Annotated in this window: 17 protein-coding genes; 5 read left to right on the top strand and 12 right to left on the bottom strand. The window is 31.1% G+C overall.

Features of this window, described 5'->3' with window-relative positions:
• Nucleotides 1–11 precede the first annotated feature (11 nt).
• The 3 genes from B2U95_RS07290 to B2U95_RS07280 are packed head-to-tail and all read right to left on the bottom strand — an operon-like array spanning nt 12 to nt 4169.
• Nucleotides 12–1283, bottom strand: a complete 1272-nt coding sequence (locus tag B2U95_RS07290) for a DUF2851 family protein (protein WP_296314296.1) — start codon at nt 1281–1283, stop codon at nt 12–14.
• A gap of 34 nt (nt 1284–1317) precedes the next feature.
• On the bottom strand, nt 1318–3048 hold the full coding sequence (locus B2U95_RS07285; RefSeq protein ID WP_296314293.1) for a PAS domain-containing hybrid sensor histidine kinase/response regulator: 1731 nt from the start codon (nt 3046–3048) through the stop codon (nt 1318–1320).
• Nucleotides 3042–4169, bottom strand: coding sequence for an FIST signal transduction protein (locus B2U95_RS07280; RefSeq protein ID WP_296314291.1), 1128 nt, complete (start codon nt 4167–4169; stop codon nt 3042–3044). Before B2U95_RS07280 ends, B2U95_RS07285 begins: the two co-directional genes overlap by 7 nt.
• Nucleotides 4170–4672: 503 nt before the next feature.
• Here B2U95_RS07280 and B2U95_RS07275 point away from each other — a divergent pair.
• Nucleotides 4673–4801: a hypothetical protein gene (locus tag B2U95_RS07275; RefSeq protein ID WP_296314287.1), complete on the top strand. Its 129-nt coding sequence runs from the start codon at nt 4673–4675 to the stop codon at nt 4799–4801.
• Between the two features lie 278 nt (nt 4802–5079).
• Here B2U95_RS07275 and B2U95_RS07270 read toward each other — a convergent pair whose 3' ends face one another.
• A complete protein-coding gene (locus B2U95_RS07270) occupies nt 5080–6141 on the bottom strand; it encodes a methyltransferase (protein WP_339614605.1) in 1062 nt (353 codons plus the stop codon).
• Between the two features lie 174 nt (nt 6142–6315).
• Here B2U95_RS07270 and B2U95_RS07265 point away from each other — a divergent pair, with 174 nt between their 5' ends.
• Both B2U95_RS07265 and B2U95_RS07260 read left to right on the top strand, forming a co-directional pair.
• Nucleotides 6316–6876, top strand: coding sequence for a YbhB/YbcL family Raf kinase inhibitor-like protein (locus tag B2U95_RS07265; protein WP_296314510.1), 561 nt, complete (start codon nt 6316–6318; stop codon nt 6874–6876).
• Nucleotides 6877–6973: 97 nt separating this feature from the next.
• The gene (locus B2U95_RS07260) at nt 6974–7813 is read left to right on the top strand and encodes a helix-turn-helix domain-containing protein (RefSeq protein WP_296314285.1); all 840 of its coding nucleotides are present in this window, start codon (nt 6974–6976) and stop codon (nt 7811–7813) included.
• Here the strand turns inward: B2U95_RS07260 and B2U95_RS07255 are convergent.
• Nucleotides 7810–8790 carry a PLP-dependent cysteine synthase family protein gene (locus B2U95_RS07255; RefSeq protein WP_296314283.1) on the bottom strand — a complete coding sequence of 327 codons (981 nt, stop codon included), beginning with the start codon at nt 8788–8790 and terminating at the stop codon, nt 7810–7812. The genes B2U95_RS07260 and B2U95_RS07255 overlap by 4 nt on opposite strands.
• Before the next feature lie 169 nt (nt 8791–8959).
• Nucleotides 8960–10192, bottom strand: coding sequence for an ABC transporter permease (locus B2U95_RS07250; protein ID WP_296314281.1), 1233 nt, complete (start codon nt 10190–10192; stop codon nt 8960–8962).
• Between the two features lie 8 nt (nt 10193–10200).
• Here B2U95_RS07250 and B2U95_RS07245 point away from each other — a divergent pair, with 8 nt between their 5' ends.
• Complete coding sequence (locus B2U95_RS07245; protein WP_296314279.1) at nt 10201–11484, top strand: exo-beta-N-acetylmuramidase NamZ family protein; 1284 nt, start codon at nt 10201–10203, stop codon at nt 11482–11484.
• On the opposite strand, the gene B2U95_RS07240 is transcribed toward B2U95_RS07245, so the two are convergent.
• The 5 genes from B2U95_RS07240 to B2U95_RS07220 all read right to left on the bottom strand — a co-directional run bounded on the left by B2U95_RS07240 (nt 11481) and on the right by B2U95_RS07220 (nt 14853).
• Nucleotides 11481–11912 carry a hypothetical protein gene (locus B2U95_RS07240; RefSeq protein ID WP_296314276.1) on the bottom strand — a complete coding sequence of 144 codons (432 nt, stop codon included), beginning with the start codon at nt 11910–11912 and terminating at the stop codon, nt 11481–11483. The two genes, B2U95_RS07245 and B2U95_RS07240, sit on opposite strands and share 4 nt — an antisense overlap.
• 120 nt (nt 11913–12032) lie before the next feature.
• The gene (locus B2U95_RS07235; RefSeq protein WP_296314272.1) at nt 12033–12176 is read right to left on the bottom strand and encodes a hypothetical protein; all 144 of its coding nucleotides are present in this window, start codon (nt 12174–12176) and stop codon (nt 12033–12035) included.
• A 165-nt stretch (nt 12177–12341) separates the two neighbouring features.
• Nucleotides 12342–13184 (bottom strand): sterol desaturase family protein, encoded by an 843-nt coding sequence (locus B2U95_RS07230; RefSeq protein WP_296314268.1) that lies wholly within the window; start codon nt 13182–13184, stop codon nt 12342–12344.
• A 225-nt stretch (nt 13185–13409) separates the two neighbouring features.
• Nucleotides 13410–14306, bottom strand: a complete 897-nt coding sequence (locus B2U95_RS07225; RefSeq protein WP_296314265.1) for a hypothetical protein — start codon at nt 14304–14306, stop codon at nt 13410–13412.
• Between the two features lie 52 nt (nt 14307–14358).
• A complete protein-coding gene (locus tag B2U95_RS07220; protein WP_296314262.1) occupies nt 14359–14853 on the bottom strand; it encodes a YkgJ family cysteine cluster protein in 495 nt (164 codons plus the stop codon).
• A 53-nt stretch (nt 14854–14906) separates the two neighbouring features.
• Between B2U95_RS07220 and B2U95_RS07215 the strand changes: the two genes are divergently transcribed.
• Nucleotides 14907–15602, top strand: a complete 696-nt coding sequence (locus tag B2U95_RS07215) for a class I SAM-dependent methyltransferase (protein WP_296314260.1) — start codon at nt 14907–14909, stop codon at nt 15600–15602.
• Nucleotides 15603–15690: 88 nt separating this feature from the next.
• On the opposite strand, the gene B2U95_RS07210 is transcribed toward B2U95_RS07215, so the two are convergent.
• Nucleotides 15691–17418, bottom strand: coding sequence for a TonB-dependent receptor (locus B2U95_RS07210; protein WP_296314256.1), 1728 nt, complete (start codon nt 17416–17418; stop codon nt 15691–15693).
• Nucleotides 17419–17472 lie beyond the last annotated feature (54 nt).

Here is a 17472-nt window from a genome sequence, read left to right as displayed (position 1 = left end):
TGGCAAGTTACTTATTTTTTAACGATTAGACTATTGCCTATAGCACATTGTAAGCACTTATTTACATCACAATAATGGTGCTTTAATTGCAATAATGCTTGTGAACTCAATGCAGATTTATCAATAGGCTTTAGATCTAAAAACTTAGAAACAACCCTATTATTTTCAATTTTTAATTCTTTAATGAGGTTAAACAAATCTTCATCAATGGATTTACCTAATGATTTAGCATAGCTAAACTTTAAAGGAATAATTGTGTTAATGATTAACAAATCTATAAATGACTTTGTTAAAAGTTTTTTAGACACTTTAGACGTCTTAGAAAATGTATAATGCGTCATCCAAAAACTGGATGTACCGTTTTTAAATAAATTGTAAAACTCATCTCGTTTGTTTAAACTCATGATTTTAGAGAACAACTGATGCTCTATTTTATAGAGGTTAGCAAACTGAGATAAACGAATTGTTGGAAAATTAGGAGGTCTTAACCTAAAGAACTGCATAGGCAATACACCTTGATTGTTTAACTTAAACTTCTGCTTTAAAAACCCATAATGCTGCTTTAAATTTATAAAATAACTATCTTCAATATCATCTTTAAGCAAATCTGATTGACCAAATAGCAAAGCTTCCATGTCAAAAGCATCTTTTTGAAGTTTTCTTACTACAGAAAAATCAATTGAATTCGCTAAGCTTAAGAATGATTCACCATTAATTTTTAGTCCGAAATTTTTTAGTAACATTTTAAACATTACAAACTCCCAATTATTATTAGAACTTTTCAAAAATGAATCAATAATCTTTGCTTTTTTCTCTAGACGTTCTATAAATAAACGTTCTAACCAATTATTTAATAAGAAATCATCAACGTCTGAAAAATCTTTTTCGCAATTAATCCAAGACTTAGATTGAATTAACTTTTGATAATTATTTTGTAAATCTTGGTTAACATAATGCTTTAACTCTAATGTCGGAATTTCTGTATTATCCTTTCTGAACACTTCTGTATCGTGTTCCCAAACGACATGAAGAATAACATTATCATAAGCAGAATCTACTTGATGGTTATGGACATACCAATCCGATGATTTTATATGAATTTCTACATTACCAGCCCATAGTTGATTATTAATAGTCAATGTCGCGTTGAAAAAATCTGGTCCTGCACTGTGATTATGTTGGCCTAATTGGCTTATAATAACAACCTCACCATTTGTAGTTTTGAGGTCTATAGCGTTAAAAGCTTTATGTTTCCAAATATAATGAAGAAAGTCTTCTTGCATCCACCGAAAATAATAAAAACTTTGAAGAAACTATTTATATTACTTGCTGTTTCTTTTTACTATAAAAAGTAAGTAATTTGTGTAATTCGTTTACATTAAATGGTTTGCTTAAATAGCCATTCATTTTATAACGTTTAATCTTATCACCTACTTCAGATTCTGAAAAAGCTGTTAAGGCAACAATAGGAATCATTGATTTACAACTATCTTTCATTTTTCTTATAACTCTAGTCGTATCATAACCATCTAAAATTGGCATTTGTAAATCCATTAAAATTAAATTAAAATCCGTCATAGAAAAAACATCTAACAGTTCTTCTCCATTTTTAGCTATTACATAATCTACATTCCATTTTTTAAATAACTTCCCTAATAATAATGCGTTAAGTGTATTATCCTCTGCGACCAATACTTTCAAATCAATTGGCTCTGTATTAGAAACATAACTTTGTGTATTAATTAACTCTTGGTTAGAATGCTTAAATGAAATATCGAACCAAAACTTAGAACCTTCACCAACATTACTTTCTAGTTTTAAATTGCTTTTTTGAATTTTCAATAACTCTTTACTGATGTATAATCCTAACCCTGAACCTCCATATAATGTTGATGTTTTATCACTAGCTTGAACAAAACTTTTAAATATATCTTTTTGTTTATCGTAAGACACACCTATACCTGTATCTATTACACTAAACCTAATTCTAGTACTATTTATTTTCGGTTCTATAACCTCTACCTGAAAGGTGACACTACCAACATGGGTAAACTTAAATGCATTACTCAATAAATTCTTTAAAACCTGCGTTAGCTTGAGACTATCACCTCTTAGAACTGCCGGAACAGTGCTATCCATTACAGTTTCAAAATTTAAATCTTTTTTTAATGCAATTTGTTTAAAGTGCAACTGAATGTTCTGAGTTAATTCAGAAAGGCTAAAATCATCTTCAGCAATTTTAATTTCTTCAGATTTAAATTTATTGAGATCCAATAAATCATTAATTAAAGCTAATAAATGCTCACTAGAGTACTTTAAAACTTTTAAGTTTTCTAACTGCTCTGGTAAGAATTTTTCCATTAACAAAATATCAGACATGCCAATTACTGCATTCAACGGTGTTCTAATTTCGTGAGACATTGTTGACAAAAACTCATCTTTAGTTTTATTAGCTTGGTTTAATTGTATCTCTGTTTCTTTAAGCAATGTCACATCAGACATTGTCCCAACGGTACCTGTAGGTATACCCTGTACATCGTAAGTTAAATCTAAACGTAATTGTACCCATATTTTTTCTCCATTAGATTTATAATACTTAAATAAAGTGTTGTAATTTTTCTTTTTTTCTCGCAAAAACTTACTGACGTTCCCTTTTTCCTTATTATTTACACCAAATAGTAAATCCCTGTAATTTTTATGAAGTGCTTTCTCAACAGGCATTCCCGTTAGCTCTTCCCAAGCTTTGTTAAGGTATTTAAAATTACCAGCCATATCTGTCTGAAAAATAACACCCTCAATAGTATTCACAATAGTATTTAACTTGTTTTCTACATTATCTACCTTAGACTTTAAAGCTTTATTTATTTTATATAATTCATTAGAACTTTCTTCAAATATGATTTCAATATGTTTTACATCTTCATCAAAACTCTTGTAAGCGTCATCTACATTTTCAAAAAAAGATTTAAATTTTTCTATATCCGAAGAGTCAAATCCTGCATTTGAGATTTGCCTTCGTAATAATCTATGTAGCTTAGCGTCTAACATTCAGATAACGTTGTTATTGTCATTGTCTGGTTGTGCAGTTCACAAGGAGAAAACTCACCGAAAGGGGCGATTTCGCCATAAGAATAGAAACCCGTAATTTTGGGTTTGTCACCGATAATATCTCTAACAACTTCCACTTCTTCTTCTACCAACTGTTTAAGCACTAATCTACGCCCTACACAACTAATTAAAATAGCTAATTCTGCATTTTCATTGGTTGCATTAAAGGCCTTTCTTGCTGAATCTTCTGCTCCATAAATTAATCTATTTACATTAGCTTTCATTAATCTTACGAACGCACCTTCTGGTATATTGCCAGCAAAGGTTAAACTTTGATTATCCTCATCTACACTCAAAATAGTTCTTACAACAGGAGCGTCATGTTCATTTACGCGCATATTTAAGGGAAATAGTAAACCTGAACTTGGTAAGTTCTTAGCATTATCTCCTAAAAATGATTTATAAAGCTCTAAGGCTGGTAAACCATCTAACTCAAACAAAATATTATTATCAGATTTGGTAACCAATCGGTCAATTCCAAAACTGTCCCAACCACCTTTTGAGCTATAGCCAATTTTTAAATGATCCCCATAAAAACCCAATCCTACAATTATCCTATCGGTAATTAAACCATTTGCAATAACAAATGTTTCATTAAAATCTGGACCATCCCCTGCTAAACCACCAGTAATACTTGTTTCTGGCAAAATACTTTTTAAACCAGAAACCAAATCTGCTCCATTTACATTAAGGCCATCACTAAATACTAAAACATGTTTAAGGTTATGAGCTTGTAGATTTTCAGCTAAGGCTACACCAGAATTAAAACTATCATCCATAGACTTTACGTCTACTTTTACTAGTTTACTAGCTGTTTTCTCTAACTTTATTGCTGTCATCGAAACAGATTCATCAATTACATTAATTCCAGATATTTCCCCAGCTGTAGAACAACCTAAAATTGTAGCCTCAGGAAAACGTCGAATAAATTCTGATATTAATATCTTTTTTTCTAAAAATAAAGGGGATACAAATAATAAGATAATATTAGGTAAAAACTCAAGTTTAGATATTGAATGTCTCCATCTAGTATGTGTAAGAGATAACTGTTCTAGTTTCATAAGGTTAACTTTCAATTAGGGGATAAATGCGCTTTATCGAATAAATACGCATTTAAATGAAGATATTCTTTTTTTTGAAGTAATCGATATTTATAGAAGAAAAAAGTTGAAATAACGTGTTTAAAGCTTTAAAAATTAACCTATGTTAATAATATATTTATTTTAATCACACAAATATGTCATTAATACTCGTTAACTTTAATAATTAGTAGTTTCTACTATTTTATTTCATATTTGGAAAAGATTAATTAGTAAACACCATTTATATTAAAAAAATTACTTCTACTAATCGTATTGTTAATAGCTATCTCTGCACAAACTATTGCTGGGCAAAATTTAGAAATAAATAAAAAAACTATAATTAAAGGTGTTGACGGAAAAACAATAAACATCGAGAAGTTTAGCAAATTAATGAATAGTATTGAGTGGATGCTAAACCAAAAACTAAAGATAAAGGCAACAGCTAAATACAGCTAAGAAAATCTTCAGAAGAAGAGAAGGAAATGATGTCAGAACAATTAAACAAATCTGACGTAAAAGACACAGAAGCATCCTCATTTTCTTTAACTGACATTAATGGCTACCCAACAAACATAGTTATTCTAAAGATGTTAACTATGCAAGTTCTATAACAAGCGTTTTACCTCAGATTGGTGAACATATTGAAACCCCATTGAAGCTGTACTAAAAATAAAATTATCGGTAATTTTAAATTAAAGGTGAAGCACATATTATATTTCACCTTTTTTAGACACTAAGTTTTGATTAACTTTTAGTGATTATCTCGTTAGTATCACCTAATAACTTTAAGAGATAAACACCTGCTTTGAGCGAGGCTAAAAAACTAATACAATAAATAATTGCTTTATTTAAAAGAAATTTACCCTGTAACAATAAGAAAAAACAGCTATTAATGTGTTAAAATCCAAAGCTCTACTTCTTCTGTTGTACGCCAATGCAAATCGCGTTTTGTTTTTTCCGAAGCGCGCTTAACACTTTTCTTATAACAACGTTCTAATTGAAAACGCCCTCCTTCAGCTAATTCTTCCTCTATTGGATTCGTCTTAGATAGACCTGTAATTTGAGCTAAATTAGAGAAGATGAGTACTAACTTACCCTCTGGTAAAAGCATTTCTTTTGCTGCTTCAAAAAAAGCAGGAAATAAATTTTTGTTGTAATAAATAGCTTCGTCTAAGTTTTCTGAGTGACGTGTTTCTGGTAACCAAGGCGGATTGAAAACGATTAACTCAGTTGGTTTATTCCACTTTCCGAAGAGTGAACCAAAATCTAATTCAATTTTTCGAGAAATCTTTGTGTCACCCATAGATTCTGTTAAACCAATAATAGCGTTCGGGTTTGTATCTGTTCCAAATACTTTTTGAAAGCCATATTTAACCATTTGCAATGCCAATATACCGCTACCAAAACCAACATCTATAGCATTCTTTTTAGCACCCTCATAACGTTTTATCCAATTATCAAAAAGTTCTAAATGCTCAAAACGTGTAGGGAAGTAAACACCATAATAGGGATGAATTTTGTTTCGCAATACAGGAATAGCAATACCGTTTTCATACCATTGCCAAGCACTATTTAAGCCTTGAACTTGCGGAAATGTCAATAAAAAATCACTGGTATCAGGATATAATTTTGAAAACCAACCTATGTTTGGAGATTTCTTTACAACTAGCTGGTATGCTTCAATCTCTATAATAATAAGATTAGAAAGCTTATGGTAAGCTGCACGATATGCGCGCTGCTCCTTAAAAGTATCATTGGGTAATTTTTTATTAAGATGGCGTTGTAATTCTTTAAGTAATACGGAACCATTATTATAAAATTCTGTTATGAGTACAGGATTACCAGCCTCTAAAACTTTTATAATACTTTTAATATCTTCTGCTCGATTATAAATCGCCATTTTTTCTGTAGACAAAAATGGCACAGGCTTATTTACTTTTATATCAGTCATTATTAGAGGTATCTTACTTTTTGGCGAAGGTAAACAATTGATTGACCTAATTGCAAAGAGGGCTTGCTAAATAACAGAATGAACTTGATCTCTTTTCGACACTTTTTGAGCCAAAGAAGACACTTTTAGGCAAAGATTAGACATAAATTTGCATAGAATATAAATCTATAAATCATAAAAAAACTACAAATTACTTTATTAGTATTTTTATTAACATCAACTTTAATAACGGCACAAAACACCTTTACACTAAAGAGCTCAGACCTTGGTGGTGAAGCAACCAAAATAACAGAATTTAACGGATTTGGCTGTACGGGTGACAATCAATCACCACAGCTATCTTGGGCTAATGCACCAGAAGGCACAAAAAGCTATGCTATTACTATGTATGATCCAGATGCACCAACAGGCAGTGGTTGGTGGCATTGGGTCTTATTTGACATTCCAACAACAGCGACACAATTAGTTGCAAATGCTGGCAACATAAACCTTAACTTAACACCAGAGGGAGCTATACAAAGTATCACAGATTATGGCTCTAAAGGCTATGGTGGTCCTTGTCCACCAAAAGGACATAGTTTACATCAATACATAATAACTATTTATGCACTAAAGACAGACAAACTGGGTCTAAATGCAGATACAAATGCAGCTATTGTAGGCTATAATTTATGGAATAACACATTAGCAAAAGCTAGCATTATCAATTATTACCAGCGCAAGAAAGATAAATAATGGCACACATTTAATAGTAAATTAAAGCGTAGGTATTTTAAGTTTATGCTTTTTTATACTTTTATAACTTACTCGATTCCGTATTAATTATTAGGTAATGGATATTAACTACTTACCTAAATCATTAAATCTAGATGACAACTTAGATATTCAGGTGTTCGCTTATAATACAAGCAAATCGTCTACTAAGCAGAAAATTAGCTTAACTCAAAATGTAATAAGTTTTTTAGTTGAAGGCGCTAAAGAAGTCACTTCAGAAAATACGCCTATTCATATCGAAAATTCGAGTTTTTTAATCATTAAAAAAGACCACTGCCTAATGACAGAAAAACTATCTTCCTCCGAAGCGAATTACCGTAGTATACTTTTATTTTTTTCTGATGAAGCTATTTCACAATTCATGAAAAAACATAACATTTTTAAAAAGAAAAAAGAACAATCACACTCAGTTACACCTATTGATTATGATAACTATACCAATGCTATAGTAAAAAGTCTATTAGAGATTAGTAAGTTAACTATGGGTACACAAAAAAAGATGTTACAAGTTAAATTTGAAGAGTTAATACTTTATTTAATAAACACTAAAGGTGCTGAATATATGTCCTCATTCTTTATGGATAATGCTACTATTACAAACAAATTTATAAGTGTCGTAGAAAGAAACAAACTTAATAAGTTAAGTTTAAAAGAACTCTCTTTTCTATCGTTTATGAGTATTTCTTCTTTTAAAAGAGCGTTCAGTAATCACTTTAGTGAGTCACCAAGTAAATGGTTTTTGGATAGACGATTAGAGCATTCTGCCTATTTATTGTTGCAAAAAAAACAGAGAGTTTCAGATGTATATAATGAGGTTGGTTATAAAACCCTATCAAGCTTTATACAAGCATTTAAGGCAAAATATGGTGTAACACCGAAACAGTACAAAAGAGATTAATCTATATAACCCATTTCTTTCATCCATTCGTCGTTAAACATTTTACCTACATAACGACTACCATGATCGTGAAATAAAACTACTACAACATCTTCTGGTTTAAAATGCTCTTTTAACTGTAAAACTCCTTTAATTGCAGCACCTGCAGAATTACCTAAAAACATAGCCTCTTCTTTGGCCAGCCTTTGGGTATAAACCGCTGCATCTTTATCGGTTACTTTAGTAAAACCATCAATAACACCAAAATTTACGTTTAGAGGTAAAATATCTTCACCGATACCTTCGGTTACGTATGGATATATTTCATTCTCATCAAACTCACCTGTTTCATGGTATTTTTTAAATACTGAACCATAAGTATCTACTCCCCAAATTTTAACGTTAGGATTTTTCATTTTCAAATAGCTCCCTACACCAGAGATAGTGCCACCAGTTCCTACTCCAACAACAAAATGTGTTACTTTACCATCAGTCTGTTCCCAAATTTCTGGTCCTGTACTTTGAAAATGTGCCTTGCAATTACTAGGGTTATCGTACTGATTTACATACCAAGAATTTGGAGTTTCTTCACCTAAACGCTTAGATACAGAATAATAACTACGAGGATCGTCTGGCTCTACTGCTGTTGGGCAAACAATAACTTCTGCACCTACAGCACGCATAATATCTACCTTTTCTTGAGATTGCTTATCTGCCATTACAAAAATACATTTATAACCTTTTATCACTGCAACTAAAGCTAATCCCATACCAGTATTACCAGAGGTACCTTCAATAATAGTTCCTCCTGGTTTTAGACGACCATCTGCTTCTGCATCTTCTATCATTTGCAATGCCATACGATCTTTAACAGAATTCCCTGGATTAAATGTTTCGTATTTAGCCAATACTAAACAAGGTAAGTCTTCCACTAATTTGTTCATTTTAACCATTGGTGTGTTCCCTATTGTACCTAATATATTTTCTGAATAGTTCATTTCAATTTATTATTATTTTTAAAGGTGAAATATGTTCGCCTTTAAAACATTCCCCTAATTACTAAGCCTTTTTTAGGCTAGTTTCATAGTATTGTTTTCGCTGCAAATTTAAGTGAATTGTAAAGAATTGAAACTTAAAAGTTAGTTATGTTTATTAAAAGCTCTAAGCTTAATCAAACCTAATCGCTTTAACTGGTGAAATTTTTGAAATAATTACTGAAGGAATCAACAACATAAGTAGACACGCTATAAAAGTACCTATGTTTAATACTAATATATAATCTAAACTAATATAAACAGGTGCTTCTGTAACATAGTAGGTATCTGGATTGAGTGGAAATAACTTGAGATACTTCTGAGTAAACAGTAATCCTAATCCTATAAGGTTTCCCCAAAACAAACCTAATCCGATAAGATAAGAGGCGTTGTATAGAAAGACTTTTCTTATCGTCCAATTAGAGCTTCCAAGTGCTTTTAAAACGCCAATCATAGTGGTTCTTTCCAAAATAAGAACTAATAATGCGGTAATCATATTAATGCCAGCAACAAGAATCATAATGGCAATAATACCATAGGTATTATTATCAAAAATCTTAATCCACTCAAAAATAGCACTATATTTTTCATCTATTGGAGTGGCATCTAACTCTGATGGGATTTCTTTATAGACAGCTGCATAAGTTTCGGGCAAAGCTCTAAAATCATTAATAAAAAGTTCAAAACTACCAACTTGGTCTGCTTGCCATTTATTGAGACGCTGAATATGCCTTAAATCTGCTAAACAAAATTTCTCGTCTAATTCTTGAAAACCTGAATTGTAAACACCTACAATTTCATAGTTAAGTTGTCGTGGTAATTTATTCAAATTTTCACTGAACAAGGTCTGAAATTTTTCACCAACCTTAAACCCTAAGCGATTAGCCAAATACTTAGAAATTAAAATTTCTTCGTTGCGTTGTTGGGTAAAATCAGGCAAACGGCCATCTATTAAAAATTCTTCAAAATACTCCCAATTAAAATCAGCTCCAACACCTTTTATAACTACACCTTCAAAATCTGTTTCTGTACGAATTATAGCAAACTTAGTGGCAACACCTTGAATATGTTTAACTCCCTCAACGTTATTAAATTTTGGATAAAAATCTTGATTGGTAGAAATTGGAACTAGAGATTCGTCTGATGCATTATTGTCGTAGTTGGTAATTTCTATGTGACCATTAAATGCAACAACTTTATCTCTAATTTTTTGTTGCAGGCCTAAACCAGTAGCAATTGCGATAAGCATTACAATAACACCAATAGCAATTGCAGCAATACCAATTTTAATTATTGGTGCTGAAACACTACTTTTATACGCTTTATTGCCAATAATGCGTTTAGCTATAAACAACTCAAAATTCAAACCTATATATGCGTTTTAAAGTTTTCAAAAATACAGTTTTATTATTTGTCTTAATAGCGATTTCTTGTGGGAATCAGGTGAAGCAGGAAGTTTTAAGCTCGAAGCTTGAAAAGCAGTCTTCTAATGAGATCTTTAATAAAGTTCAGTATTACAAATCAATTATTGTTGGTGCAAACAGAACGGAACAGTATTTATCATTATTGCAAGGAAAGCGCGTTGGTGTTGTAGCGAATCAGACTTCTGTGATTTTTAAAGAGATTGCTGTCGTTTCAGAGACGTCTAAAAACGAAGTTTCATATACGCATTTAGTAGATTCACTCTTAAATCTAGATATAGATATCAAAAAAGTATTTTCTCCAGAGCATGGTTTTAGAGGTAATGCTGATGCAGGAGAACTTGTTAAAGATGGGAAAGACACCAAAACAGATTTACCTATTTTATCACTGCATGGAAAACATAAAAAACCCACCAATGCAAAGCTTAAAGGTTTAGATATAATGATTTTTGACATACAAGATGTTGGTATACGGTTTTACACATACATTTCTACATTACACTATGTAATGGAAGCTTGTGCAGAAAATAATATACCCCTTTTAATTTTAGATCGTCCAAACCCAAATGGCTCTTATATTGATGGTCCTGTTTTAGAAAAAGAATATAGTAGTTTTTTAGGCATGCATTCTATTCCTCTAGTCCATGGAATGACAATTGGTGAATATGCAAAAATGATTAATGGTGAAGCTTGGTTAAACAATGGTATGACTTGTAACATTACTATTGTTGAAATGAGAAACTATAATCATGATAGTACTTATAGCTTACCTATAAGACCTTCTCCAAATTTACCAAACGACAAAGCTATAATATTATATCCTAGTTTAGGTTTGCTTGAAGGCACAAACATTAATGCTGGTAGAGGTACTGAATTTCAGTTTCAACGCTATGGCGCACCATTTTTAGATAAGAATCACTATCAATTTAGTTATACTCCTGTTGCAAACTTTGGTGCTAAGTATCCAAAACATAAGGATGAAGTTTGCTATGGTGTTGATTTATCTTCGATAAAAGCAGATAGACGTTTTACGCTAAAGTACATAATGGATGCTTATAATAATGCCACTGATAAGTCTAAGGTTTTTAATACCGCTAACTTTACTAAACATGCAGGAACCACGAAATTACAGCAACAAATTGAATCTGGACTTAGTGAAGCAGAAATTAGAGAAAGTTGGCAAGACGGTTTAGATGCTTATAAAAAAATGCGTAAAGGGTATTTGATTTATGATTAATTATTCCCTATAGCAACCACTTTAACCGTTTCTATTGCTACAATTTCTTCTTTTGCTACTTCTGCTGGCTTTTCTTTTGGAATATCTTTTAAAACCCTAACCACAAAGATTATACGTTTAGGTGATTGAACAGCAACTAATACATGTTTACCTTTAGTTAGCTTGTTAAGTGGAAGCCTATAATAGGTAGTATCTATATAAAAATCAAATTCTCTTCCATATTCTTGATTGATAGAATAGAGGTAGTTGATTTTTTTATCGCTTCTAAGTGTAAGTGTATCGCGTGTTTTATTTAGCTCGTGAATTAAGCCTTTAGCTTGAATATTTCTATTCTTTTCGAGTTTTGCATAATGCTCTTGTGCGTTGAGTGTAAAACTCAATAAAAATACAAGAATAACTACTAGGCAAATACGTAACAAATTTTTCAATGTAGCGGTTATTATTAGGTTAAACGTTTAGTTATTTCCGCAACAGTAATTAATTAATCCGAAATAAACATAAGTGGATTTGACTGAATCAAATAAGAAAACCTATCAACTACATAAAAATTAGAGGAACGACTTAATTGTTAATAAGATTGTTGAAAACTTAATTTCTTCTGATTTATTTAATTTACCTGAGTAGTCTGTAATAATGCCTTCTATTGCCCAACGCAACAAACGTCTCATATTTTGTTCAGATTCACCATCCATGTAATAATTTTAAAACCGTCATCATGGTAATTATTAATAATCTCTGACGTTAAGAGTTTAAAATAGGGACTGATAATTTATAGCAGTAAACCTCTGTGGCCTAAAAAGCCTAATGGTGTACATTTGTATTAACTCATTAATATTATAGCTAATAAAACAATAAGTCTAACTTTCAATATTAGAAGAAAATGTTGGTTTTTCATAATTCTGAAAAGGTTGCTTAAGTAATTCTTTAATGCTACTATTCTTTTCTTCATCTGGAAAAACATCAACACCATAAACCAAATCCTCACGATTCATATACATATAAGTCCCAAACATACGATCCCAAATACTAAATATGTTTCCGAAATTAGAATCTGTATAGGGTAATCTGTAATGGTGATGAATTTTATGCATATCTGGTGATACAATAAAATAACTTAAAGCTTTATCTAAGCCTTTTGGCATTTTAATATTCGCGTGTGTGAATTGTGTAAATATTAATGATATGGCTTGGTATAACATTACCAATGCTATTGGTGTACCTATAACAAATACACCAAGAAGTGTAAACGAAAATCTTATTAAACTCTCGATAGGATGATGTCTATTTGCTGTTGTGGTATCTACATTATGATCTGTGTGATGGACCAAATGCACCATCCAAAGTGGTTTTACTTTATGCTCTACATAATGCGCTAAATAGGCACCAAAGAAATCTAATAACAGCACACCCAATAAAGCATAGAGCCATAAAGGCATTGTTGGCAACCAATTTATAACACCAAAATTATTTACATTTACCCAATCTGCAGTACCTAAAAGTAAAAAAGCCAATGTAAAATTGATAACTATCGTAGTTAGTGTAAAAAACAAATTAGGTAAAGCGTGCTTCCATTTTATATACTTAAACTTAAATAAAGGTAAACCACTTTCTAAGAGCAAAAAAAATGTAAGTCCACCAACAAGAATTAAACTTCTGTGTGATGAAGGAATGGTTTCAAAATAATTAATAATTGTTTCCATATCTAATGTTCGTATTCTCCAAAAATGGTAATAATGTTATTACCATTGACCTCATAAGTATTATTATGAATTAAGTAACAAACTATTTTTGTTCTTGACATAAATCTACGCTATACCATTGACCATATAATAAATCTAGGTATAACATTCTCATCATCAAAAGAACAACTTACAGCCGTCATTATCATTGAAAATAAAATTACTTTTTTCATAAGCTAACTTTTCTTAATCATTAAGATTAATAATCCATTGTGCTTTATTCAAATTTACAGAAGAAACTTTAGATTTAAATGCATTCATGTTCTCCCTATCTTTTAGTAATGCATATGCAGTGAAATACAAAAAATTAATATAAGGCCTATTAACATCTATAATAGAGTCTTTTTCCATGCGCTTTAGTTGCCTAATCACCTTTTTTGGTTTATTATAAATTAAATATTGGTGTAGTTCTAACAATTCTAATCTCTGACTTAACTTAGGCAAGTCTTCTTCTTTTTCATCTTTTAGAAAACCCTTAGCCTCGTTTATATAAATATTACCTAAACCAATTACTTTAGATCTTACTTTAGATCTAGAATAAAGCGCTAAATCCATATATTTTGAAGCCAAATAAAATGCCGAATAAAAATTCTTTTCCTTTCTATAACCTGTTAACTCTGGTGTAACTAACACTGTATTTAAAGCATAATTCTCAATAAGCTCTGTTATATTAATAAAATTTGTATAAACTATTGACCTATTTAAAATATTACCATTTACATCCATAATTTTAATAGAATCATCATTAAATTTATCGATATAATTAACTGGTCGTCTTCCTTTTATTTTGTCATACATTTCACCATACCTATCTTCACTTACAATAACAGGCACAAAATGTTTCCAAATGAGAGGACTTATATATTCATTTTCAAATAAATTTTTAATAATTATGGTATTACCCTTATCGTCATTTACAGATACTGGATACGGATATTTTGTAGTTTCTTGCCATACCATAAGTACCATTTTATTTTGAACCAAAGCCAAATCTTGAGCAATAGGTAATGAAGTCATCCACTCCTGAGCATAACTCACAACTGAAATCAACAATGTAAATAGAACAAGCATGACGTTTTTCATAACTGTTTTTTTATATAATTTAGTATCAAAAATTATTCCGAACATAGCATAATTACAATTGAATTCTCTTTTTCATTTCTTCAACAATATTATAAGCTGCAGGACAAATAGCTACATTCTTCATGGTTAAATTAGAAATTTGCTGAAACTTCTTTCTATTTGTATGCGGAAACTCACTACAAGCCTTTGGTCGTACATCGTAAATAGAACAATAATTATCATTACCTAAAAACGTGCACGGCACAGATTTTAGTACATAATCATTTTCTTCATCTAAATGCAAATACGTTTCTATAAACTGCTGCGCTTTCATTTTAAAATGCTTTGCAATCCGCTGAATATCTTTATCTGTAAACAAAGGCCCAGTCGTTTTACAGCAGTTTGCACACTCTAAACAATCTGTGCGCTTAAATTCTTCTTCATGCAACTCTTGCATTAAATAATCTAATTGCTTTGGTGGCTTTTTTTTAAGTTTAGTAAAAAAGCTTTTGTTTTCCTTATGCTTATCTTTGGCGAGCTTTGAAATATTATTAATTTGATTTTGCATAAAGTAAAATTAATAAAAATTGTATTAGGTTACTACTCAATTAATATCAAAACATGAAAGACCTTTTCGGGAAAGCATTATTAGATTACCAATCAGGACATTATTCTGAAGACCTCATCACTGCTACCAATATTTCGGATGAAGACACCTTACCACTTCCCTATTTATTTAGAGGGTATGATGAAATGCCAAAGCTTGAGCAAAAAGCATTGCAATTAGCTAAAGAATCTATTTTAGATGTTGGTTGTGGCGCAGGTAATCACTCGCTTTGGTTACAAGAAAAAGGCTTTAAGGTAAAAGCTATAGATAGTTCTAAAGGAGCTGTTGAAGTTTCCAAAAAACGTGGTGTCTTAAATGTTGAATTAAAACCCCTTTTAGAAGAGACCGAAACCTTTGACACTATTTTACTTTTAATGAATGGCACAGGGATTTTTCAAGAATTAACTCAGGTTTCTAACTATTTGAAGCATTTAAAGTCACTTTTAAAACCTAATGGACAACTACTAATTGACTCTTCAGATATTTCATACATGTACCAAGATGACGATGGTGGTATGTGGTTAGATATTAATAGTGGTTATTCTGGTGAACTCGATTATTACCTCAGCTACAAAGGCGAAAAAGAAATACCAATGAAGTGGCTCTACCTCGATTTTGAAACTTTAAAAACCGCTTGTTTAACTGTCGGTTTACAATGCGAGAAAGTTATGGATGGTGCGCATTTTGATTATTTGGCTAAACTGTCATAAAATTTGTTATCCTCAACTTGATTCAGAATCTCAAATTGATTCCGCATTAAATAAAAAAAGAGAAAAGAGATTCCTGCTTTCGCAGGAATTAAAAATCAAACTGATACGTAGCACCTGCTAAAAACTGAATACCTTGTACTTGGAAGTTTAAAAACCGATCATAATCTTGGTTGGCTATATTATTAACCTTAGCAAAAGCAGAAATTTTATCATTTATTTTGTAACCCAGATGCGCATTAGCATCAAAATAACTATCTAACGTTATAGGTGTTGGATCTGGAAAAACCAAAGCACCAACTAACAATTGCTGATCTTTACGTTCACCAACATAAAAGGCACTAGCACCAGCATACCATTTCTCTGAAATTTGAAAATCTAAAAATACAGAACCTGTAACATCTGGTAAATTCCAAGCTTCTGCCTGCGTATCTGTTGAGTAATTAAAATACTCTCCTTTAATTCCTAAAGTAAAATTCCTATTAATATCTATGTTTAACTCACCTGCTACTGAAAACGTAGTAACATCATCGTAAACCACACCAAATGAATTACCGAATTGATAATCTTCTGTTGCAAAAGTTTGCGCATCATTAGCTTTAAATAATGCTTTACCTTGTTCAGCGTAGTAATTTCCTTTAACGTTATAACTTACATTATTAGAAAGCTTTCCCTTTAATCCTAAAAATCCTCTATAAGTTTGATCTGTTGGAGCAATAAATAATGTTGGAGATACAAATGGATTTTCATTAACAAAATCATAATATGAATTCTGAATTAAATCTCCCTTAACACCACCATAAGCAATTAAAATTTCATCTACTAAACGGTAAGATGCTTCTATATTAGGATAGATAAAAAATTTATTATCGCCTAACTCGGTATCATTAAGGTAGACTAACTTTAAGCCTAAATCTACTGTTAAGTCATCTTGTTTTAATTGATAGCTAGGTGCCAAACCGAAGATGACATTGCCGTAATTAATTTCACCTACATCATTAAAATTTTTATCAAAACTGCCACCTATATAATCAATTAAAATTTCAGTATTTATGGACTCATCTCGGATAGGAATATCAAAATTAGCCTTTGCTATAAATCTGTTTTCTCCAGAATCTTGGTTGTCTCCGAAACGTCTAAATCTAACACTACCGTCTTTTATTATAGCATCTTCAAACCTTAGCTTCCCACCTACATTAAAACTAGTAAAAGAATGACCAGGATCGATCATATCTGCCTCTGCTTGTCCAAAGAAATTTTGAGGAAGCCCATACCAGTTATAAGTTTGCAAATCGAAACCTGCATCTACTTTCCATGAAAAATCTCTTAGCTTTTGAGAGTAATGTGCATTTAAGCTTGTTTTTGTAAAATCGTCATCTAGCAATAAACCTTCAATTCCACCAGCAGAAGAATGATGACTAAAATAACCACCTACATTTTCATTACTACTTAACTCATGGTTGAGATAAACTTCACCTAAAATTGTTGTATAACTACCAAAGCCTAATGACGCATAGTTGTCATATAATTTAACCGTTTTTGCTTTATCTACAGTAGCTGCTTTTCCTTTTGCAGGCGTAAATGTTGATGCCACAGGTATTGAAAAGATATTATACTTAACTGCCTTCTTCTTAGCCGAATTAGAATCAGACAATTTTGGTGTATCCTTTATTTTAAAGGCATCTGAAATTATAGGAGTATATGGTTTTATAACATTTACCACTTGGTCATCGATAGTATCTTTTGTGCGCTCTTGTGCATTCACAAAAAAGAAAGAACTTGATATGGTGATTATAAAAATTAGAAATTTGATTTTCATAAGTAATATTTTGATTAAAAATATTTAGACAATTTATTAGATTCTTTTTTTAAA

Source organism: Winogradskyella sp. UBA3174 (assembly GCF_002364335.1).
Classification (GTDB): Bacteria; Bacteroidota; Bacteroidia; order Flavobacteriales; family Flavobacteriaceae; genus Winogradskyella.
This window is presented reverse-complemented; position numbering and strand designations above follow the sequence as displayed.